The organism is Paraburkholderia sp. RL17-383-BIF-A (assembly GCF_046028015.1).
Taxonomy (GTDB): domain Bacteria; phylum Pseudomonadota; class Gammaproteobacteria; order Burkholderiales; family Burkholderiaceae; genus Paraburkholderia.
Map to the genome: position 1 here is coordinate 317,181 of NZ_JARESR010000002.1, position 19,366 is coordinate 336,546.

The following is a 19,366-nucleotide window of genomic DNA, read 5'->3' on the forward strand; positions in this document are numbered from 1 at the left end:
CCTTTAGCTCGCGCTTAGTCGACGATCACGGCCTTTTCGATCACCACGTCGTCCGCCGGCACGTCCTGATGGAAGCCCTTCGAACCTGTCTTGACCTTCTTGATCTTCTCGACGATGTCCATGCCTTCGACCACCTTGCCGAACACGGCGTAGCCCCAGCCCTGCGGCGTCGGCGACGAGTGGTTCAGGAAGTCGTTGTCGTTTACGTTGATGAAGAATTGCGCCGTGGCCGAATGCGGGTCGTTCGTACGCGCCATGGCGATCGAGCCGTTCACATTCTTCAGGCCGTTGTTCGCTTCGTTGGTGATCGGCTCGGCCGTCGGCTTCTGCTTCATGCCGGGTTCGAAGCCGCCGCCCTGGATCATGAAGCCGTCGATTACGCGGTGAAACACCGTGTTGTCGTAGTGGCCGGCTTTCACGTAGTTGAGGAAGTTTTCAACCGACTTCGGCGCCTTTTCAGCGTCCAGTTCGAGTTTGATGACGCCGTGGTTCGTATGCAGTTCAACCATGATGGAATCCTTTGATGAACGGGGTGGGTAAAAGGCGCGGCGAGTCGTCGTGAATTGACGCCGGGCCGCGCCGGGGCGTGGATTGAGCGCTGACGCTTTTTTTCGGGCGCGCTATGTGTCGCGCGCCTCGTTTGCTGCAATTACTTGCCGACCACCGTTGCCGACTCGATCACGATCGGCTTTTGCGGCACGTCACCCATCGGGCCGCGCGAGGTGGTGGGGGTGCTTTCGATTTTCTTCACGACGTCCATGCCGCTCGTGACCTTGCCGAATACCGCATAGCCGTTGCCGTCCGGATTCGGATAGTCGAGGCCGGCATTGTCCACCGTGTTGATGAAGAACTGCGCGGTGGCCGAGTTCGGATCGCTGGTGCGCGCCATGGCGAGCGTGCCGGTCGTGTTCTTCAGACCGTTACGGCTTTCGAGCGGAATCGGCGCGCGCGTCGGTTTCTCCGCGAAGCTTTGCGTGTAACCGCCGCCCTGAATCATGAAGCCGCGAATCACGCGATGGAAAATCGTGCCGCTGTACTGGCCGGCCTTCACGTAGTCGAGGAAGTTGGCGACCGTCTTGGGCGCTTTCTCAGGATACAACTCGACGCGGATGTCGCCTTCCGATGTCTTGAAGAGGACGGACGGATGCGCGGCTTGCGAACCGGACTGGGCAAAGGCGGGGGCGTTTGCGATCAGGGCGGCGCTGCCGAGCGCCAACATCAACCATTTCATGAAGATCCTCAGGGTTGGAAAAACGTGTTGCGCGTAAACCTGACTGCGCGTAACTGCGCGTCGCGGCGCTATTTCGACGGCGCCATATAAGGTGGCATGGCGAGCGAGCCGTTCGCGCCACCATACTGGAAGCTCGGCGTCTGCGTCATGTTCGACGTGGCGCGGGCAGTGTAGTCGTCTTCCGCGCTGGCGGCTTGCCTCGCCGAAGATTGCGGTTTGGCCGCGGTCGGCGAGATGACTTTCTGGATGTCCGCGAGGCGCTGCGTAGTCGTGGGGCTCACCTTGCCCAGGCTCTGCGCGCGGCGATAGGCTTCGTTGGCCATGCGCAGATACAGGTCGCCGAGATTTTCGTACGCGAGGCCGTAGCCCGGATTGACCTTGGTTGCCGTTTCGAGCGCGGCGCGCGCTTCGGCATAACGGCCTTGCTTCGCATAGAGCGCGGCGAGGTTGTTATACGGCTCGGGCAATTCGGGGTAGGTCTGCGTGAGTTCGGTGAACGCGGTGATCGCTTCGTCGTCGCGGCCCAGGTGGGCGAGCACCGTGCCGCGCTTGAATTTCGCTTGAGCGTCGCGCGGATTCGAGGCGATGCGCGCGTCGAGCTGCGTCAATGAGGCCGCCCAGTTTTTCTGCGCGATCGACGCGTCGATTTCCGGCGTGTTGTCGCGCACGGCCGGGCCTTGCGGCAGCGTGGCGGTTTTCTGCGCAAACGCGGCCGCAGCCGGTACGGCTGCGAGCGCGACCGCGACGGCCGCGCGCAACGTGAGGGCGCGCGTGGCGTTGAGAGCGACGCCGCGGATCACGCCGTGCGTCATGCCACGCACGACACCGCCGAAGGCCGTCGCGGCGAGGGTCGCAGCGCTGCGCGCGCGGCCGCTTGAAGGTTTCATAGGCTCAGGTCTGGATGTTATACTCCGACCCATTCTAACAAAAGGTCTGCGCGTTCCGTCGAACCGCAAACTGTCTTTTCGCCACTCGTGGTCGTCTCCGCCTTGATCGCAGCCTGACCGCCGCACCCGTTGCACCGGTTTTGCTGTACGCGACGCTCCCGCCGTCTGTTCGCTGGGCGCGGCGCGCTTGAAACACATTGCGGATTTCTTTCGGCCCACGCACCGTTCTCTATGGAATCACTGCGCATCTACAACACGCTCGCGCGTGACAAGCAAACCTTCGTGCCGCTGCAAGACGGTGTCGTGCGGATGTACGTCTGCGGGATGACCGTGTACGACTATTGTCACGTCGGTCATGCGCGGGTGATGGTCGTGTTCGACATCGTGCAGCGCTGGTTGCGCACGCTCGGCTACGACGTGACCTACGTGCGCAACATCACGGATATCGACGACAAGATCATCCGGCGCGCAGTGGAGAACGGCGAAACGATCAAATCGCTGACCGACCGCTTCATCAAGGCACTGCATGAAGACGCGGACGCGCTCGGCATCCAGCGCCCCGACGTCGAGCCGCGCGCGACCGATTTCATTCCGCAGATGCTCGGCATGATCGAGCGCCTCGAAGCGAACGGCTACGCCTACCAGGCGAGCGACGGCGACGTGAATTACGCGGTACGCAAGTTTGCGAACTACGGCAAGCTTTCGGGCAAGTCGCTCGAAGATCTGCGCGCGGGCGAACGTGTCGCGGCGAACGACGCCAAGCAGGATCCGCTCGACTTCGTGCTGTGGAAGCAGGCCAAGCCGGAAGAGCCCGCCGATACCGGCTGGGATTCGAAGTACGGGCGTGGCCGTCCGGGCTGGCATATCGAATGCTCGGCCATGGGCTGCACGTTGCTCGGCGACCATTTCGACATTCACGGCGGCGGGCAGGACCTGCAGTTTCCGCACCACGAAAACGAGATTGCGCAAAGTGAAGCCGCTACCGGTCAAACCTTCGTCAATTTCTGGATGCACAACGGCTACGTGCAGATCGACAATGAGAAGATGTCGAAGTCGTTGAACAACTTCTTTACGATTCGCGAAGTATTGGCGCAGTACGATGCCGAGGTCGTGCGGTTTTTCATCGCGCGCGCGCATTACCGCTCGCCGCTGAATTACAGCGACGTGCATATCGACGACGCGCGCAACGCCCTCACGCGTTTGTACACCGCGCTGAAAGACGTCACGCCTGATGGCGCGGAACTCGACTGGAACGAAGCGTATGCGCAGCGTTTCCAGGCAGCAATGAATGACGACTTCAACACGCCGGTTGCCGTATCGGTGTTGTTCGAGTTGGCAACTGAAGTGAACCGCACGCGCGATCCTGCGCTGGCCCGTCAATTGCGCTCGCTTGGCGCTGTGATCGGATTGCTCGGCCGCGAGCCGCGCGCCTTCCTGCAGCAGGCAGCGGGGGCAGCCGCCGCTGGCGCGCTCGAGGCCGACGCGATCGAAGCGAAGATTGCCGCGCGCACGGCCGCCAAGCAGGCGAAGGACTTTGCGGCAGCAGACCGGATCCGGTCCGAATTGCTCGAGGCCGGCGTTGCACTTGAAGACAAACCCGGTGGGTTGACTGAGTGGCGGCGCGTGTGAGCGCACCTCGACCGTCCCTTTGATCGACTCGCCAGGCAGGAGGCAGGATGGCAACGGCCACGAAGACGCCGGCTAAACGAGCCGCGTCTCAAACAAACGCGGCAGCCGCGGGAAAGTCGACACGCACGTCGGCTCGCACGGGCAGCAGCGTGGTAAAGAAAGCATCGTCGAAAGCCGCCGGGGTGGTGGCCAAGACCGCAGCGGGCGCAGCGAAAAAGACCGCGGTCAAACGCGCGCTCAACGGTGCGTCGGCGCATGCGCCTGTTGTGAAGCGCGCGAAGGCGACGCGTACGAAGGGTAATGGCGCCTTGCCGGCTGAACTGGCCGGCGACGTGCAGGAGCTCGCGCGCGTGACGGCCGAAGGCCACGAAGGCGAAGTCGTGCGCAAGACGCGCGCGTCCACCGCCGCGGGCGGCGAAGCGTCGAGCGCGAACGAAGCCGCGGCGCCGGTGCAGATCGGCGGGCTCACGCCTGAAGTCACGCGGCCCGCGTATTGGGACAAGGCGTGTGCCGACCTCGTCAAGCGCGATCGCATTCTGAAGAAACTGATTCCGAAGTTCGGTCCGGTGCATCTGCTGAGCCGCGGGGATCCGTTCGTCACGCTCGCGCGCTCGGTGGTCGGGCAGCAGATTTCGGTGGCGTCCGCGCAAGCGGTCTGGGCGAAAGTCGAGGCCGCCTGTCCGAAGCTCGTGCCGCAGCAGTTCATCAAGCTCGGTCTGGAAAAACTGACCGCGTGCGGCCTGTCCAAGCGCAAGGCCGAATACGTGCTCGATCTCGCGCAGCATTTCGTTTCGGGTGCGCTGCACGTCGGTAAATGGACGTCGATGGAAGATGAGGCGGTGATCGCCGAGCTCACGCAGATTCGCGGCATCGGCCGCTGGACCGCGGAGATGTTCCTGATCTTCAATCTGTCGCGTCCGGATGTCTTGCCGCTCGACGACCTGGGCCTGATCCGCGCGATCAGCGTCAATTATTTCAGCGGCGAACCTGTCACGCGAAGCGAAGCGCGCGAGGTCGCCGCCAACTGGGAGCCGTGGCGTACCGTCGCCACCTGGTATATGTGGCGTAGTCTTGACCCATTGCCGGTCGACTACTGAAGAACAAGAAACGGGATCAGATCAAAAACTATCGATTGTTAAAGTTTGATAGTTGCGAGATGGTTTTGACATCGGCGAGCGCGGTTAGAATACGCGCTGCCGGTAAGTCCAAGGATTACAACCAATGAAGACCACCTTTCTGGATTTCGAACAGCCGATCGCTGAACTCGAAGCGAAGATCGAAGAATTGCGCTTCGTGCAGGACGATTCGGCCGTCGACATTTCGGAAGAGATCGAGCGGCTGTCCAAGAAGAGTCAACAGCTCACCAAAGATCTGTACGCGAACCTCACGCCGTGGCAGGTTTCGCAAATCGCCCGTCATCCGCAACGCCCGTATACGTTCGACTACGTGAACGAGCTGTTCACGGATTTCCACGAACTGCACGGCGACCGCAACTATGCGGACGACCTTTCGATTGTCGGCGGCCTCGCGCGTTTCAATGGCCAGGCCTGCATGGTGATCGGCCATCAGAAGGGTCGCGACACGAAGGAGCGCGCGCTGCGCAACTTCGGCATGCCGCGTCCGGAAGGCTATCGTAAGGCCGAGCGTCTGATGCGTCTCGCCGAAAAATTCGGCTTGCCGATTTTCACGTTCATCGACACGCCGGGCGCCTATCCAGGCATCGGCGCGGAAGAGCGTGGTCAATCGGAAGCGATCGGCCGCAATCTGTACGTCATGGCGGAACTGAAAACGCCGCTGATCGCGACGATTATCGGTGAAGGCGGTTCGGGCGGCGCGCTGGCGATTGCTGTGGGCGACAGCGTGCTGATGCTGCAATTCTCGACCTATTCGGTGATTTCGCCGGAAGGCTGCGCATCGATTCTGTGGAAGAGCGCCGCGAAAGCGCCGGAAGCCGCGGAAGCGCTTGGCCTGACCGCGCATCGTCTGAAGGCGCTCGGCCTGATCGACAAGATCGTCAATGAGCCGCTCGGCGGCGCGCATCGCGATCCGAAGGGCATGGCCGCCATGCTGCGCCGTGCGCTTGCCGATTCGCTGCGCCAGTTCCAGGGCATGAGCATCAACGACCTGCGTCAACGCCGTTTTGAACGGCTGATGTCGTACGGCAAGTTCAAGGAAACGACGCCGGGTGCCTAAGCCCGCGCGCTTTCTCTTTCGTCCTTCAGCGCTCCACGCGCTAGCGACGTGACTTCCACCGCCGAAACGCCCGCCGACCGCCTCGTTATCGAGGCGGTCGGCGTTTCGCTGTCCGCACTCGCCACTGACGCGCGTATCGCGATCGCGTTCAGTGGCGGGGTGGATTCGAGTGTGCTGCTCGATGCCGCGGTGCGTGTCGCGGGCGCGGCGCGTTGCGTGGCGCTGCATGTGCATCACGGCCTGAGTCCTCACGCGGATGCCTGGCTCGCGCATTGCGAGGCGTTCGCGCAGGCGCGTGGCGTCGAGTTCGCAGCGGAGCGCGTCGAGGTTTCGCGTGACGCGGGTGTGAGCGTCGAGGCCGCCGCGCGCGATGCGCGTTATCGCGCGCTGGACCACATGTGCGCGACGCGCGGCATCGCCACGCTCTGGCTCGCGCAACATGCGGACGATCAGGCGGAAACCGTGCTGCTGCAATTGCTGCGCGGCGCCGGCCTCGCCGGGCTCGCCGCGATGGCGCCGGAGTATTTGCCCGCGAACGCGTCGGCCACGCGCGTGCGGCCTTTGCTTCATCTGCTGCGTGCACAACTCGAACAATATGCGAGCGAGCATGTATTACGCTGGATCGACGACGAATCGAACGCGGACACGCGTTATGCGCGCAACGCTTTGCGCCACGACGTGATGCCGACGCTCGCTGTCCATTTTCCCGGCTTTCGCGACGCGCTGGCTCGCACGGCGGCGCACGCCGCGTCCGCACAACGGCTACTCGACACGCTCGCGAGCATGGATATGCAGGCTGCGTCACGCGACGAAGGACGAGCGCTCTCGCATGATGCGTTGCTCGCGCTCGACGACGACCGGGCGCTCAACCTCATACGCTACTGGATGCGCACGCTCGGCCTTGTCGCCGCATCGAGCGCGCGTCTTGGCGATGCGCTGCGTCAACTGCGCGAAATTGGCGCGGCGGGCGAGGGCCATGCTCTACGCGTCGATCACGCGGGTCATGCATTGCGCAGCTATCGCGGCCTCGTGTACTGGGAAAAGGGCGACAGCCGCGATCCCGCCGATGAAACCGCGCTCGCCGCGCGCGCGCCCAGCGAACTCGCATGGCAGGGCGAGCCGGTCTGGCGTTTGCCGCAATGGCGCGGCACATTCGTGTTCGCCGACGCAGCCGCGGGCGACCCCGACGCGATTCCCGTCAGCGTTCTGCGGCGCGCCGTGTTGAGCGCTCGCTCGCGTAGCGGCGGCGAACGGATGCGCACGGGCGCGGCTCACGACGCGCCGAGCCGCACGTTGAAAAACCTGTTCCAGGAACGCGGTATTCCCGCGTGGAAACGCGACGTGCCGTTGCTCTACAGCGGCGAAGATCTGCTGTTCGTGCCCTTGCTTGGGGTGAATCGCTCGGTGTTGCCCGAGCAGGCCGGCGAGGGCGAATCCCACGTCAGGATCGTATGGCGCGACGATTTGCTGATCGCCTGACCGGCCGGTCGGACACTTGGGCTAGCTAACCTGCGATTCCGCAAACAGGGCGCAAATTGGCCTGAAACAAGCCTTTGCGGCCCTTATTCAGCGCATTTCGATGGCCTTTGCGGCTTGTCTTTTTACGCTCGATCAGGTAATTTAGCTTGTTTGCCCGACCCGCTTTTGCCGTCGCTTTTACCGGTCTGCGATCGTGATCCGTCGTTTCCGATAAGCCATCAGCGATCATTCCCGGGCAAATCCGCGCGTGCTGCACGCGTGCTGCATTTACGCCGCCACACATTTTGCCGTCGTTCACAAGACGTTGCGCTCCTGTGCTTTTGTGCGGTCGTCTCCAGCGCGCCAGCGCGGTTTCTCCTCCAGTTCAGAACGACAATGGCACTCATCGTACACAAATACGGCGGCACCTCGATGGGCTCGGTCGAGCGCATCAAGAACGTCGCCAAGCGCGTCGCGAAATGGCACAAGGCTGGCCACAAGATGGTCGTCGTGCCGTCGGCGATGTCCGGCGAAACCAACCGCTTGCTCGGTCTCGCGAAAGACATCGCGGCTCAACCGAGCCCGCGCGAACTCGACATGATCGCCGCTACGGGCGAGCAGGTCAGCTCGGGACTGCTCGCCATCGCGCTGCAGGAAGCCGGCGTCGACGCGGTCAGCTACGCCGGCTGGCAAGTGCCGGTCAAAACGGATAGCGCATTCACGAAGGCGCGTATCAGCGAAATCGACGGCGAGCGCGTGCTGCGCGATCTCGACGCGGGCAAGGTGGTGGTGATCACCGGCTTCCAGGGCGTCGACCCTGACGGCAATATCACCACGCTTGGCCGTGGCGGTTCGGATACGTCGGCGGTCGCGGTCGCGGCTGCGTTGAAAGCCGATGAGTGCCTGATCTACACGGACGTCGACGGTGTCTACACGACCGACCCGCGCGTGGTGGAAGAAGCGCGCCGGCTCGATCGCGTGACGTTCGAAGAAATGCTGGAAATGGCAAGCCTGGGTTCGAAGGTGCTGCAGATCCGCTCGGTGGAATTCGCCGGCAAATATCAGGTGAAGACGCGTGTGCTGTCGAGCCTGACCGATCCGCTGATACCGCTCGACGCTGAAATGAAGTCGGGCACCCTGATTACTTTTGAAGAAGACGAGACCATGGAAAAAGCAGTCATCTCGGGCATCGCGTTTCAGCGCGACGAAGCTCGCATCGCCGTGATGGGTGTGCCCGACAAGCCGGGCATCGCGTACCAGATTCTCGGCCCGGTGGCGGACGCGAATATCGACGTCGACATGATCATCCAGAACCAGAGCGTGGAAGGCAAAACGGCGTTCACGTTCACGGTTGGCCGCGGCGACTATCAACGCGCCATGGACATCCTCACGGGCCAGGTGAAGGGCCACGTGCAGGCCGAGCAGGTGCTGGGCGATCCGAAGGTGTCGAAGGTGTCGGTGGTCGGCGTGGGTATGCGCTCGCACGTCGGTATCGCAAGCACGATGTTCCGCACGCTGTCGGAAGAGGGCATCAATATCCAGATGATCTCGACCTCCGAAATCAAGATCTCGGTGTTGATCGACGAGAAGTATATGGAGCTCGCCGTGCGCGCGCTGCATAAAGCGTTCGAACTGGATCAAGCGTAATTTGCTTTGAACAACGGGGCGTACAAGAGCGCTCCGTTTGTTTTGCGTGGTCGATGTGAATAAATTGCGTCGTCAATGACAAAACTGGCACAAAAAATGTTCGCCAGACATTGACCTTCGTGGTTCGGCCCGCTATTATCTTGGCTTCGTCGCGCTGACTCCCTGCGCGACCGAAAGTTTGGGAGACGTGGCCGAGAGGTCGAAGGCACTCCCCTGCTAAGGGAGCATCTGGGCCAAAACCTGGATCGAGGGTTCGAATCCCTCCGTCTCCGCCAGAAGTGGTAGAGAGAACCCCGCAGAGTCTAGGCTCTGCGGGGTTTTTGTTTTTTGGCGCGTTATTCGCTGCGCCGGCGGGCAAAGTCGGATGGGTTTCCGGTGGTTTCGTTATTGCTGATATCTGTCAGCCTTTCCACTCACCACCGCACAACGCGGATGAGAAGAGTGGGTCGGAAATTTCGCGGCAATGTGCTTTCGAACATCAACGTTGCGTCATGCGCTTGTGATGCAATTGCGTTTGACTTTGCGAGCCAGCGCGGCGGCGCTTGCTCTCGTTAGAGCGCAGGCCGAGCGTGAGCATTTCCTTGCGCTGACAGAGCAGGATCGAAACCAAAGAATGATTGGGTATCCTGCATATCGTAGTCTGCATGGTTGATGTCTGGTGCCGTGCGTATGGGGCCGTCCATACTCGCGTCGGCCGGATCTCCGGTGGCTGGACGGGCAGGGAACGAGGTCTCCCTGCATCGCGCTGCACACTGCGGACCGTGCGCTGCTACGGCCGCACGCGCCGATTACAACACCCCCACTTCTTCACCAAAACCTCGTCCAATGTAACGAGACGTAACCGGTCCCTCGTGAACGCGATCTTATGCATCAGTTATTACAAAGTTGAAATACGCGGAACGGCACCTTGCGCTATATTTCCGCCAACAACACATTCTTCCAAAGGGTGATCGATGAAGTCCGCTCGTCTTGTTCCGCTTCTGATCGGGGTTTTCGCGTTGGGCGTGTCGGGTGCAGCAATGGCCGGCGGCGTCAACATTGGTGTCAACATCGGCATTCCCGCACCGGTTTACGTTGCGCCGGCACCGGTTTATGCACCGCCTCCGCCGCCTCCGCCGCCGGTCGTCTATCAACCGGCCCCTGTGTACTACGGTGGCCCCGCGATCGTGATCGGCTGGCATGGCGACCGCTATTGGGACGGCCGCCGCTACTGGGCGCGCGATGACTGGTACCGTCATCATCCCCCGGGCCGTTACGACTATGGCCGCGACCACTACGACAATCACCGCGGCTGGCACTAAGCCTTCAGACCGCGATTGATCGAAGCGCAAAGTCAAAGAAAAACCGCCCGTGAGGGCGGTTTTCTTTTGGGCCTCTGCAACAGGCCCGTGAAACGTAGCGGCGTGAACAACGGCGCCAAGCCACGCCACGCATGGCTCACGCGAAAGACGCGCTCACTCCGCAACAGCAGCCATACCGCCCACCACCGCGCTAAACCCGCTATCGACGTGCACGATTTCCGCCGTCACACCGGCCGCCAGATCCGACAGCAGGAAAGCCGCTGTATTGCCCACCTGTTCGATCGTCACGTTGCGCTTGAGCGGCGCATTCTGTTCGACGAACTCGAGAATTTTGCCGAACCCCTTGATTCCGCTCGCAGCCAGCGTCTTGATCGGACCCGCCGAAATGCCGTTGACGCGCACGCCTTTCGCGCCGAGCGAGACCGCCAGATAGCGCACGCTCGCTTCGAGCGAAGCCTTGGCGAGACCCATGGTGTTGTAATTCGGAATCGCGCGCTCGGCGCCGAGATAGCTGAGCGTGAGCAACGACGCGTCCGGCGTGAACAGGGGCTGCGCGGCCTTCGCGAGCGCGGGGAAGCTGTACGCGGAGATGTCGTGCGCGATGCGGAAATTTTCGCGCGTCATGCCGTCGAGGAAATCGCCGGCGATCGCTTCGCGCGGCGCAAAGCCGATCGAATGAACGAGACCGTCGAGGCCGTCCCAATGTTGCCTGAGCGAGGCGAAGAGGGCGTCGATCTGCGCGTCGTCGGCGACGTCGCAGGGGAACACCAGGTCGCTGCCGAACTCGCCGGCGAACTCCGTGATGCGCTCCTTGAAGCGCTCGCCGACATAGGTGAACGCCAGTTCGGCGCCTTCTCGCTTGCAGGCCTGCGCGATGCCGTAGGCGATCGAGCGGTTCGACAACAGGCCGGTCAGCAGGATGCGTTTGCCAGCGAGGAAGCCCATGGTATCTCCTGATCGGATGGGCGCGCCGCGCACCTCGACGCTGTGTGCAAGGTACGTGCGGATCGCGCGGGTTTATTGGGTAGAATTCTCTCACACTGCACTTGTCCCACTGACCAACAAGGCCCTTATGACAACTGGCTCGCGACGGGTTCCAACGCCTCGCGCACCTCGGTGCCGCGTGATTCACAGACCCTCGCGCGCCGGCCTCGCGATCGTGCCGCGGTCCTGGCGCTCCACCTGCGCCGCCATGATGTGCACCGTGCTGGCCTTGGCCGGTTTGCTTGTGGCGCCGCGCGCGCACGCGGTCTATGCGATCGCGCAATACGGCGACCCGAAATATCCGGCGGATTTCAAGCACTTCGACTACGTGAACCCGGAGGCACCGAAGGGCGGCACGCTGGTGCTGGCCAATCCGAGCCGCCTTACCAGCTTCGATAAATTCAATCCGTTCACACTGCGCGGCAATACCGCACCCGGTGTGGACCTCATGTTCGAAAGCCTCACCACAGGCAGCAGCGACGAGGTGGCGTCCGCCTACGGGCTGCTTGCCGACGACATCGACATCGCGCCGGACGGCTTGTCCGTCACGTTCCACATCAATCCGCGCGCGCGTTTTTCGAACGGCGATCCGGTCACCGCCGACGACGTCAAGTTTTCGCTCGATACGCTGAAAAGCCCGCAGGCCGCGCCGCAGTTCGCATCGATCTTCGGCGAGATCACCCGCGCGGTGGTGGTCGACCCGCACACGATCCGCTTCGAGTTTCACCAGCGCAATCGCGAGCTGCCGCTACTCGCGGGCGGCATGCCGGTGTTCTCGCGTAAGTGGGGGATGAAGCCGGACGGCAGCCGGATTCCGTTCGACCAGCTCGCGTTCGAGAAGCCGATTGGCAGCGGTCCTTATCTGATCGAACAGTACGACAACGGCCGCACGATTACGTATCGTCGCAACCCCAATTACTGGGGCGCGGGGCTGCCGGTGCGTGTCGGCATGAATAACTTCGATCGCATCGTCTATAAGCTGTATTCGGACAGCACCGCGCGACTCGAGGCCTTCAAGGCCGGCGAATACGACGCGCTGGTCGAGTATGTGGCACGCAATTGGGTGCGACGTGACGTCGGCAAGAAGTTCGATAACGGCGAGCTGATCAAGCAGGTGTTTCCGCAACATAACGGCACCGGCATGCAGGGCTTCATGCTGAACACGCGGCGCCCGTTGTTTCAGGACGTTCGCGTGCGCAAGGCGCTCGATCTCGCACTCGACTTTCAGTGGCTCAATCGCCAGTTGTTCTTCAATCAGTACACGCGTATCGACAGTTTCTTCGCCAATACGGAATTGCAGGCGAAGGGGCTGCCAACGCCCGGTGAGCTGGCGTTGCTCGAACCATGGCGCGCGAAGCTCGATCCGGCGGTGTTCGGCCTGCCGCCGAAGCAGCCGGACACCGATCCGCCCGGCTCGCTGCGCGCCAATCTGCTGCAGGCGCGCACATTGTTGCAACAGGCCGGCTGGACCTACCGCGACGGCGCATTGCGCAACGCCAAAGGCGAGCCGTTCCGCTTCGAGATTCTCGACGACTCCGGCTCGTCCGCGCAGATGGAGCCGATCGTCGCGACCTTCATCCGCAATCTGCAGAAGCTCGGCATCGAGGCCACGTTCCGTGTGTCCGATTTCGCGGTCTATCAGAAGCGGCTGGATAGCTTCGATTTCGACACCACCACCATTCGCATGCCGGACGTGCAGGTGCCGGGTTCGGAGCAGATCGAGCGCTTCGGCAGCAAGGCGGCGGCTACGCCAGGTTCTGACAACATGATCGGGCTGAAGTCGCCCGCCGTGGATGCCATCCTGAGCGCGCTCGTGCACGCGCAGACGCGCGAGCAACTGATCGACGCCACGCACGCGCTCGACCGCGTGCTGATGCATGGCTACTATGTCGTGCCGCACTGGTACAGCGCGACGCATCGGGTGGCGTTCAAGCGCGGGCTTGCGTGGCCGAAAACACTGCCCCTGTACTATTCAGCGGAAGGCTGGATCACGTCGATGTGGTGGTTCGCGCAGCCGCAAGCCCAGGCCCAGGCCCAGCCGCGCTAACGCATCATTCATTCATCGCCTTCGCACCGGAAACGCCGCCATGTGGAGCTACATCCTCAAACGTCTGCTGCTCATGATCCCGACCTTGCTCGGCGTGCTGACGCTGACCTTCGCCGTGATCCAGTTCGTCCCCGGTGGCCCGGTCGAGCAGATGCAGCACGAGTTGCGCAAAGGCGCGGAGAACGGCGCGCCGTTCGGCCTGCGCGCGCATAGCGGCGTCGACGCGCAGCAGATCGCGCAACTGAAAGCGCTCTACGGCTTCGACAAACCGCCGCTGGAGCGCTATGTGCTGATGCTCAAGCGTTTCTCGACGTTCGATCTCGGCCAGAGCTATTTCCGCCACCAAAGCGTGTGGTCGCTGATCATCTCCAAGCTGCCGGTATCGATCAGTATCGGCTTATGGACGTTCTTTCTGACCTATCTGATCTCGGTGCCGCTCGGCATTGCGAAGGCGATCCGCAATGGCTCGCGCTTCGACGTCGCCACGAGCCTCGTGGTGCTGATCGGCTACGCGATTCCTGGCTTCGTGCTGGGCGTGTTGCTGCTCGTGCTGTTCGGCGGCGGCACGTTCCTGCAACTCTTTCCGCTGCGCAACCTCACGTCGGACAACTGGGCGCAGCTGAGCGTCGCCGGCAAGGTGCTCGACTATCTGTGGCATATCGCGTTGCCGATCACGGCCTCGGTCGTGGGCAGTTTCGCGGTGGTCACCATGCTGACGAAAAACGCCTTTCTCGACGAGATCCGCAAGCAATACGTGCTGACCGCGCGCGCCAAAGGTCTGTCCGAAAAGCGTGTGCTGTGGAAGCACGTGTTCCGCAATGCGCTGTTGCCGCTGATCGTCGGTTTTCCGGCCGCGTTTATCGGCGCGTTCTTTACCGGCAGTCTGCTGATCGAAACACTGTTTTCGCTCGACGGGCTCGGGCTGCTGTCGTACGAATCGGTGGTGCGGCGCGACTATCCGGTCGTGCTCGGCACGCTGTATCTCTTCACGCTGATCGGTCTTGCGACCAAGCTGATTTCCGATCTTTGCTATGTGTGGGTCGATCCCCGCATCCAATTCGAACAACTGGAGCGCTGATGAATCGAGCCCGTCTTTCCGCCGATGCGTCGGCGCGCGCCGAAACCGCGCGCGCGTTCGTCTCGCCTTCGCCCGCGCGCCGTGTGTGGCAGCGCTTTCGCCAGCAGCGTCTGGGCTACTGGAGCCTGATCGTGTTTGTCGTGGCGTTTGCGGCGAGCCTGGCGGGTCCGCTGTGGTCGAACGACAAGCCGCTCGTGGTGCGCTATGACGGCAACCTGTATTTCCCGATGTTCAAGACGTACGCAGAGACCACGTTCGGCGGTGATTTCCCGACGCCGGCCGATTATCTCGATCCGTATGTCAAGCAGCGTTTCGACACGCCAGGCAACTTCGCGCTGTATCCGCCGAATCGCTACTACTACGACACGTTGAATTACTTTTCGAAGGCGCCCAATCCGGCGCCACCATCGCGCGACAACTGGCTCGGCACCGACGACCGCGGGCGCGACCTGTTCGCGCGTCTTCTGTACGGCTTTCGCGTCTCGGTGGAGTTCGGGCTGGTGCTCACGCTGATCGGTACGATTCTCGGTATCGCGGCAGGCGCCGTGCAGGGTTATTTCGGAGGACGTACGGATATCATCGGGCAGCGCCTGATCGAAATCTGGAGCGCGATGCCCGAGCTTTATTTGCTGATCATCTTCTCGTCGATCTTCGAGCCGGGCTTTATTCTGCTGATCGTGCTGCTTTCGCTATTCGGCTGGATCGGCCTGTCCGATTACGTGCGCGCGGAGTTTCTGCGCAATCGCCATCAGGACTATGTGCGCGCGGCGCGCGCCATGGGGCTGTCGAACTGGCAGATCATGTGGCGGCATGTGCTGCCCAATAGCCTGACGCCCGTGATCACGTTCCTGCCGTTTCGCATGAGTGGCGCGATTCTCGCGCTGACGAGCCTCGACTTTCTCGGCCTGGGCGTCCCGTCGCCGACACCGAGCCTCGGTGAGCTGCTCGCGCAAGGCAAGGCGAATCTCGACGCCTGGTGGATCTCGCTGTCCACCTTCGGCGTGCTGGTGGCGATGCTGCTGCTGCTGACCTTCATGGGCGATGCGCTGCGCAACGCGCTCGATACCCGCATCTCCGATGCCATGCGCGCCGGAGGCAATCAATGAGCGCCTCCTTGCAGAACGAAGCACCACAGGCCACCGCACCGCTGCTCGAACTGGAGCATCTGCACGTGAGCTTCGGCAATACGGTCGCGGTGAGCGACGTCACGCTCGCGATCCAGCGCGGCGAACGGGTCGCGCTGGTCGGCGAATCAGGTTCAGGCAAGAGCGTGACCGCGCTGTCGATCCTGCGCCTCCTGAGCGACGCGCAGGTGAGCGGGTCGATCCGCTTCGACGGCGAAGACCTGCTTGCCAAAAGCGAGCGCGAAATGCGCGGCATGCGCGGCTCGGACATCGCGATGATCTTCCAGGAGCCCATGACCGCGCTCAATCCGCTCTATACGGTCGGCGACCAGATCGCGGAAACCATCGTCGTGCACGACGGCGTGAGCGCACACGAGGCGCGCAAACGCGCGGTCGCGCTGCTGGGGCGCACCGGCATCGCCGAGCCCGGCAAGCGCGTGAACAGCTATCCGCATCAGCTTTCCGGCGGCCAGCGCCAGCGCGCGATGATCGCCATGGCGCTGGCGTGCCGTCCGCGTCTACTGCTGGCCGACGAGCCGACCACGGCGCTCGACGTGACGATTCGCGCGCAGATCGTCGAACTGCTGCTGGAGTTGCAACGCGATGAAGCGGAAAAACGCGGCATGGCGGTCCTTCTGATTACGCACGATCTGAATCTGGTGCGCCACTTCGCGCAACGCATCGCGGTGATGGAGAAGGGCGTCCTGGTGGAAAGCGGGCCGGTCGAGCAGGTGTTCGGGGCGCCGCAGCATGCGTACACGCAGCGTTTGCTGGCGAGCCGCCCTGAACGCACGGTCGTGCCCGTGCTGCCGATTTCGCCGGTGCTGCTCGAAGCGCGCGAAATCTCGGTCGATTTCAAAACGAAGCTGCCAGGCTTTAGCGGCTGGTTCCGCTCGGGGCGGTTTCGCGCGGTCGCGGACGCGAATGTGTCCGTGCGCCAGGGTGAGACGTTGGGAATCGTCGGCGAATCGGGTTCGGGCAAATCGACGCTGGCGATGGCGTTGCTCGGTCTGCAACGCACCACGCATGGCGAGATCGAGTTTCAGGGCAGGCCGCTCGGCAGCTACCGCGGCGCCGAACAGACCGCCTTGCGCTCGAACATGCAGGTCGTCTTTCAGGACCCGTTCAGTTCGCTTTCGCCGCGCCAGACCATCGAGCGGATCGTCGGTGAAGGGCTCGCGCTGCACCGGCCGGACATGACGCCGCAAGCGCGGCGCGACAAGGTGATCGCGGTGTTGCGCGAAGTCGGCCTCGACCGCACGGTGCTGCAACGCTATCCGCACGAGTTTTCCGGCGGCCAGCGTCAGCGGATCGCCATTGCGCGCGCGCTCGTGCTCGAGCCGCGCATTCTGATACTCGACGAACCGACCAGCGCGCTCGATGTTTCCATCCAGCAGCAAGTGCTGAAACTGCTTGCCGGGTTGCAACACAAGTACAACCTGGGCTTCGTTTTCATCAGCCACGATCTGGCTGTGATCGGGGCAATGGCGCACCGTGTCGCGGTCATGCAAAACGGTTCGATCGTGGAAACGGGCGAGGTTGAGAAGATTTTTGCGACGCCCGCGCACCCCTACACTCGAAAGCTACTGAAAGCAGCCCTTGACCATTGATTTTTCACCCTTTCACCAATTGGGTGCGTGTCCCGATTGAATTTTTCTATTTGTTTTGACACGTGAATACTTACTGGCTAGTATCGACCAAACTTTTTCCGTAGCCCTCTGATTTTTAGGCAAAAAATACCGACCAATGCAGGATAGAAACCTAACCCAGGCTTGCACGCGCGTCGTCGCCGGGATGTTCATTGGCGTCTTGATGGCAGCAGCTCCCGGCGCGTTCGCCGACGAAGTAAGCAGTTTCAATCAGAATGCCTCATATTCGACCCTCAACGGGTCGAATTCTTTGTCCACTCCCAATTCGCAAGCCACCGCTCCCGATAGCGACAGCGGCGCCAAATCGTTCCTCTCCGGCATGGCCGGAAAAGCGGGCGACGTGGTCGTCGGTGCACTGAACATGATCGGCGTGCGTTACCGCTGGGGCGGCAACACGCCGGATTCCGGGCTCGATTGCAGCGGTTTCGTCCGCTACGTGTTCCAGGACACGCTCGGTATGGCGCTGCCGCGCCGGGCCGAGGAAATGAGCCGTGTCGGCGAGAAGGTTCGCGTGAGCGATCTGAAGCCGGGCGATCTGGTGTTCTTCAACACCATGCGCCGTACGTTCTCGCACGTTGGCATCTACATCGGCGACAACAAGTTCGTGCATTCGCCTTCTACGGGCAGCACGATCCGCGTCGACGACATGGATAGCGGTTATTGGGAAAAGCGCTTCACCGGCGCGCGCCGGATCGAGACGTCCTATCAGGACGGTCAGGATCTGCGCAAGCGCGTGAACGCGGCAATCGGCGGCAATCAGTAACGGATTGTGCGGATCACGCGGCCTGCGCCGCAGCCGTTCCTGCGTAAAAAAGCCTGCTTCGTTCGAAGCAGGCTTTTTTGCATTTGAGCGGAGCGGCTGACGGGGCGGCTTCCGCTTCGGAAGCCCTTGCAAGTCCGCGGTTCAGCTCCGCTTACACCGCGGCGCGGCTCGCTGCCAGCTTGCGTTGTAGTTCCGGCATCATCTTCGCCACCGCTTCTTCGCCGGCCAGAATCGCGGCGTTGCGCTGGGAGAAATCACTGCCGCTCATGGCGGCCAGATTTGGCCGGATCACGATGTCCGCGTATTTGTCGAGTTCGTAGGCCTTGATCGTCTGACCCATGATCGTGAAGGTCTGCATCAGCACATCGAACGAGCTGGCCGTCAGGCCGCTTTCCGGGCGCTGCGAGATATCCACGGCAATCACGAAATCCGCGCCCATCTTGCGCGCGAAGGAAGCCGGCACCGGGCTCACCAGGCCGCCGTCCACATACTCCCGCCCGCCGATCTTTACCGGCTCGAAAATCGACGGCACGCTGCATGACGCGCGTACCGCGACGCCGGTGTTGCCGCGCTGGAACAGGATCGGCTGGCCGCTCTTCAGGTCGGTGGCGACCACGCCGAGCGGCTTGGCCATTTTCTCGATCGGACGGTTGTTGAGCGTCGTGTTCAGATAGTTCTGCAGCGCGACGCCTTGCAGGAAGCCGCGCGTGCGAAAGGGCATGGCCCAATCGCTGATCGACGCTTCGTCCATGGTCAAGGCGAGCTTGTTCAGCGCAAAGCCGTTCATGCCCGACGCGTACAGCGCGCCGACCACCGAGCCGGCACTCGTGCCGGCCACCAGATCGATCTGGATATTGCGCGCCTCGAGGCCCTTGATCACGCCGATGTGCGCGAAGCCGCGCGCGGCGCCGCCGCCGAGGGCGAGCGCGACGCGCAGCGGCCGCTGCGGCTTGTCGAGCGGCGGCGTATTCGTGGTCGGCGTGGCAGGGGTGGCGGCGACAGACGCGAGATCGGTTTTACTGCCGGTCGTGGTGCAGGCGGCCAGCACGGCGGATGCGGCGGCCAGTGAAAAATGGCGGCGGGCGAGGCGGGGCGATGAGGGCTTCAACGAGTTCTCCAGCAACGGCTCGGGCAACGCGAAAAACGTCACCCTGGCCGCGATCAGGCTGATAGTCAGACGACAGAATCGCCGGCGGCGATTCCATGCGCTGTGGATCCAACTCCGGCCGCAGCGCGCGCACATCATAAATCAAAGCTCAACGCATGCGGCGGCGTGGTAATGAAACGTTGCAGAGGAAGCCCTCGGGTCCCGCAAGGCGCGGCATGCCGGGCGTATTGGCCGTTCGGACGAGGGCAGGCAACCCGCTGGCGGAAG

17 protein-coding genes and 1 tRNA gene are annotated in these 19,366 nt (G+C 62.5%); 12 read left to right on the forward strand and 6 right to left on the reverse strand.

Annotated elements, in window-relative coordinates; all coding sequences use genetic code 11:
- Positions 1–14 precede the first annotated feature (14 nt).
- The 3 genes from P0D71_RS03620 to P0D71_RS03630 form a co-directional block, all read right to left on the reverse strand.
- Positions 15–509 carry a peptidylprolyl isomerase gene (locus P0D71_RS03620; protein ID WP_007181373.1) on the reverse strand — a complete coding sequence of 165 codons (495 nt, stop codon included), beginning with the start codon at positions 507–509 and terminating at the stop codon, positions 15–17.
- A gap of 140 nt (positions 510–649) precedes the next feature.
- Complete coding sequence (locus P0D71_RS03625) at positions 650–1,231, reverse strand: peptidylprolyl isomerase (protein ID WP_091793251.1); 582 nt, start codon at positions 1,229–1,231, stop codon at positions 650–652.
- 68 nt (positions 1,232–1,299) lie between these two features.
- The gene (locus P0D71_RS03630; RefSeq protein ID WP_408301829.1) at positions 1,300–2,118 is read right to left on the reverse strand and encodes a tetratricopeptide repeat protein; all 819 of its coding nucleotides are present in this window, start codon (positions 2,116–2,118) and stop codon (positions 1,300–1,302) included.
- Between the two features lie 231 nt (positions 2,119–2,349).
- Here P0D71_RS03630 and cysS point away from each other — a divergent pair, with 231 nt between their 5' ends.
- From cysS to tilS, 4 genes are all read left to right on the forward strand, one after another.
- Positions 2,350–3,747, forward strand: coding sequence for a cysteine--tRNA ligase (gene cysS, locus P0D71_RS03635; protein ID WP_091793255.1), 1,398 nt, complete (start codon positions 2,350–2,352; stop codon positions 3,745–3,747).
- Between the two features lie 47 nt (positions 3,748–3,794).
- Positions 3,795–4,844 carry a DNA-3-methyladenine glycosylase family protein gene (locus P0D71_RS03640; protein ID WP_408187884.1) on the forward strand — a complete coding sequence of 350 codons (1,050 nt, stop codon included), beginning with the start codon at positions 3,795–3,797 and terminating at the stop codon, positions 4,842–4,844.
- A gap of 124 nt (positions 4,845–4,968) precedes the next feature.
- Positions 4,969–5,940 (forward strand): acetyl-CoA carboxylase carboxyltransferase subunit alpha, encoded by a 972-nt coding sequence (locus P0D71_RS03645; protein WP_007181378.1) that lies wholly within the window; start codon positions 4,969–4,971, stop codon positions 5,938–5,940.
- 48 nt (positions 5,941–5,988) lie between these two features.
- A complete protein-coding gene (gene tilS, locus P0D71_RS03650) occupies positions 5,989–7,419 on the forward strand; it encodes a tRNA lysidine(34) synthetase TilS (protein WP_408479291.1) in 1,431 nt (476 codons plus the stop codon).
- A 25-nt stretch (positions 7,420–7,444) separates the two neighbouring features.
- On the opposite strand, the gene P0D71_RS03655 is transcribed toward tilS, so the two are convergent.
- A complete protein-coding gene (locus tag P0D71_RS03655) occupies positions 7,445–7,717 on the reverse strand; it encodes a hypothetical protein (RefSeq protein WP_143048297.1) in 273 nt (90 codons plus the stop codon).
- 77 nt (positions 7,718–7,794) lie between these two features.
- Here P0D71_RS03655 and P0D71_RS03660 point away from each other — a divergent pair, with 77 nt between their 5' ends.
- The 3 genes from P0D71_RS03660 (at position 7,795) to P0D71_RS03670 (ending at position 10,346) form a co-directional block, all read left to right on the forward strand.
- Entirely contained in the window at positions 7,795–9,045 is a 1,251-nt protein-coding gene (locus P0D71_RS03660; protein ID WP_091793261.1) for an aspartate kinase, read from the forward strand.
- 181 nt (positions 9,046–9,226) lie between these two features.
- A tRNA-Ser gene (locus P0D71_RS03665) sits at positions 9,227–9,320 on the forward strand.
- Positions 9,321–9,998: 678 nt separating this feature from the next.
- Positions 9,999–10,346, forward strand: a complete 348-nt coding sequence (locus tag P0D71_RS03670; protein WP_408302821.1) for a hypothetical protein — start codon at positions 9,999–10,001, stop codon at positions 10,344–10,346.
- A 153-nt stretch (positions 10,347–10,499) separates the two neighbouring features.
- Here the strand turns inward: P0D71_RS03670 and fabI are convergent, their stop codons facing one another.
- A complete protein-coding gene (gene fabI, locus P0D71_RS03675) occupies positions 10,500–11,291 on the reverse strand; it encodes an enoyl-ACP reductase FabI (RefSeq protein ID WP_091793265.1) in 792 nt (263 codons plus the stop codon).
- 247 nt (positions 11,292–11,538) lie between these two features.
- Here fabI and P0D71_RS03680 point away from each other — a divergent pair, with 247 nt between their 5' ends.
- The 5 genes from P0D71_RS03680 to P0D71_RS03700 all read left to right on the forward strand — a co-directional run bounded on the left by P0D71_RS03680 (position 11,539) and on the right by P0D71_RS03700 (position 17,991).
- The gene (locus P0D71_RS03680) at positions 11,539–13,377 is read left to right on the forward strand and encodes an extracellular solute-binding protein (RefSeq protein ID WP_408479317.1); all 1,839 of its coding nucleotides are present in this window, start codon (positions 11,539–11,541) and stop codon (positions 13,375–13,377) included.
- Positions 13,378–13,417: 40 nt separating this feature from the next.
- Positions 13,418–14,455, forward strand: a complete 1,038-nt coding sequence (locus tag P0D71_RS03685) for a microcin C ABC transporter permease YejB (protein ID WP_408479292.1) — start codon at positions 13,418–13,420, stop codon at positions 14,453–14,455.
- The gene (locus P0D71_RS03690) at positions 14,455–15,561 is read left to right on the forward strand and encodes an ABC transporter permease (RefSeq protein ID WP_091793272.1); all 1,107 of its coding nucleotides are present in this window, start codon (positions 14,455–14,457) and stop codon (positions 15,559–15,561) included. Before P0D71_RS03685 ends, P0D71_RS03690 begins: the two co-directional genes overlap by 1 nt.
- Positions 15,558–17,189, forward strand: coding sequence for an ABC transporter ATP-binding protein (locus P0D71_RS03695; RefSeq protein WP_408302819.1), 1,632 nt, complete (start codon positions 15,558–15,560; stop codon positions 17,187–17,189). The genes P0D71_RS03690 and P0D71_RS03695 overlap by 4 nt, the downstream gene beginning before the upstream one ends.
- A gap of 136 nt (positions 17,190–17,325) precedes the next feature.
- Positions 17,326–17,991 carry a C40 family peptidase gene (locus tag P0D71_RS03700; RefSeq protein WP_091793274.1) on the forward strand — a complete coding sequence of 222 codons (666 nt, stop codon included), beginning with the start codon at positions 17,326–17,328 and terminating at the stop codon, positions 17,989–17,991.
- 151 nt (positions 17,992–18,142) lie between these two features.
- Here the strand turns inward: P0D71_RS03700 and P0D71_RS03705 are convergent, their stop codons facing one another.
- Entirely contained in the window at positions 18,143–19,237 is a 1,095-nt protein-coding gene (locus P0D71_RS03705; protein ID WP_408479293.1) for a patatin-like phospholipase family protein, read from the reverse strand.
- Positions 19,238–19,366: the final 129 nt, after the last annotated feature.

Bases quoted from the DNA above. Each gene is read 5' to 3' on its own strand.
- P0D71_RS03630 (WP_408301829.1), bottom strand. From the start codon at position 2,118: ATGAAACCTTCAAGCGGCCGCGCGCGCAGCGCTGCGACCCTCGCCGCG.
- P0D71_RS03660 (WP_091793261.1), top strand. From the start codon at position 7,795: ATGGCACTCATCGTACACAAATACGGCGGCACCTCGATGGGCTCGGTC.
- P0D71_RS03645 (WP_007181378.1), top strand. From the start codon at position 4,969: ATGAAGACCACCTTTCTGGATTTCGAACAGCCGATCGCTGAACTCGAA.
- P0D71_RS03700 (WP_091793274.1), top strand. From the start codon at position 17,326: ATGCAGGATAGAAACCTAACCCAGGCTTGCACGCGCGTCGTCGCCGGG.
- P0D71_RS03680 (WP_408479317.1), top strand. From the start codon at position 11,539: ATGATGTGCACCGTGCTGGCCTTGGCCGGTTTGCTTGTGGCGCCGCGC.
- cysS (WP_091793255.1), top strand. From the start codon at position 2,350: ATGGAATCACTGCGCATCTACAACACGCTCGCGCGTGACAAGCAAACC.
- P0D71_RS03685 (WP_408479292.1), top strand. From the start codon at position 13,418: ATGTGGAGCTACATCCTCAAACGTCTGCTGCTCATGATCCCGACCTTG.
- P0D71_RS03625 (WP_091793251.1), bottom strand. From the start codon at position 1,231: ATGAAATGGTTGATGTTGGCGCTCGGCAGCGCCGCCCTGATCGCAAAC.
- fabI (WP_091793265.1), bottom strand. From the start codon at position 11,291: ATGGGCTTCCTCGCTGGCAAACGCATCCTGCTGACCGGCCTGTTGTCG.
- P0D71_RS03705 (WP_408479293.1), bottom strand. From the start codon at position 19,237: ATGATGTGCGCGCGCTGCGGCCGGAGTTGGATCCACAGCGCATGGAAT.
- P0D71_RS03640 (WP_408187884.1), top strand. From the start codon at position 3,795: ATGGCAACGGCCACGAAGACGCCGGCTAAACGAGCCGCGTCTCAAACA.
- P0D71_RS03620 (WP_007181373.1), bottom strand. From the start codon at position 509: ATGGTTGAACTGCATACGAACCACGGCGTCATCAAACTCGAACTGGAC.
- P0D71_RS03670 (WP_408302821.1), top strand. From the start codon at position 9,999: ATGAAGTCCGCTCGTCTTGTTCCGCTTCTGATCGGGGTTTTCGCGTTG.
- P0D71_RS03695 (WP_408302819.1), top strand. From the start codon at position 15,558: ATGAGCGCCTCCTTGCAGAACGAAGCACCACAGGCCACCGCACCGCTG.
- P0D71_RS03690 (WP_091793272.1), top strand. From the start codon at position 14,455: ATGAATCGAGCCCGTCTTTCCGCCGATGCGTCGGCGCGCGCCGAAACC.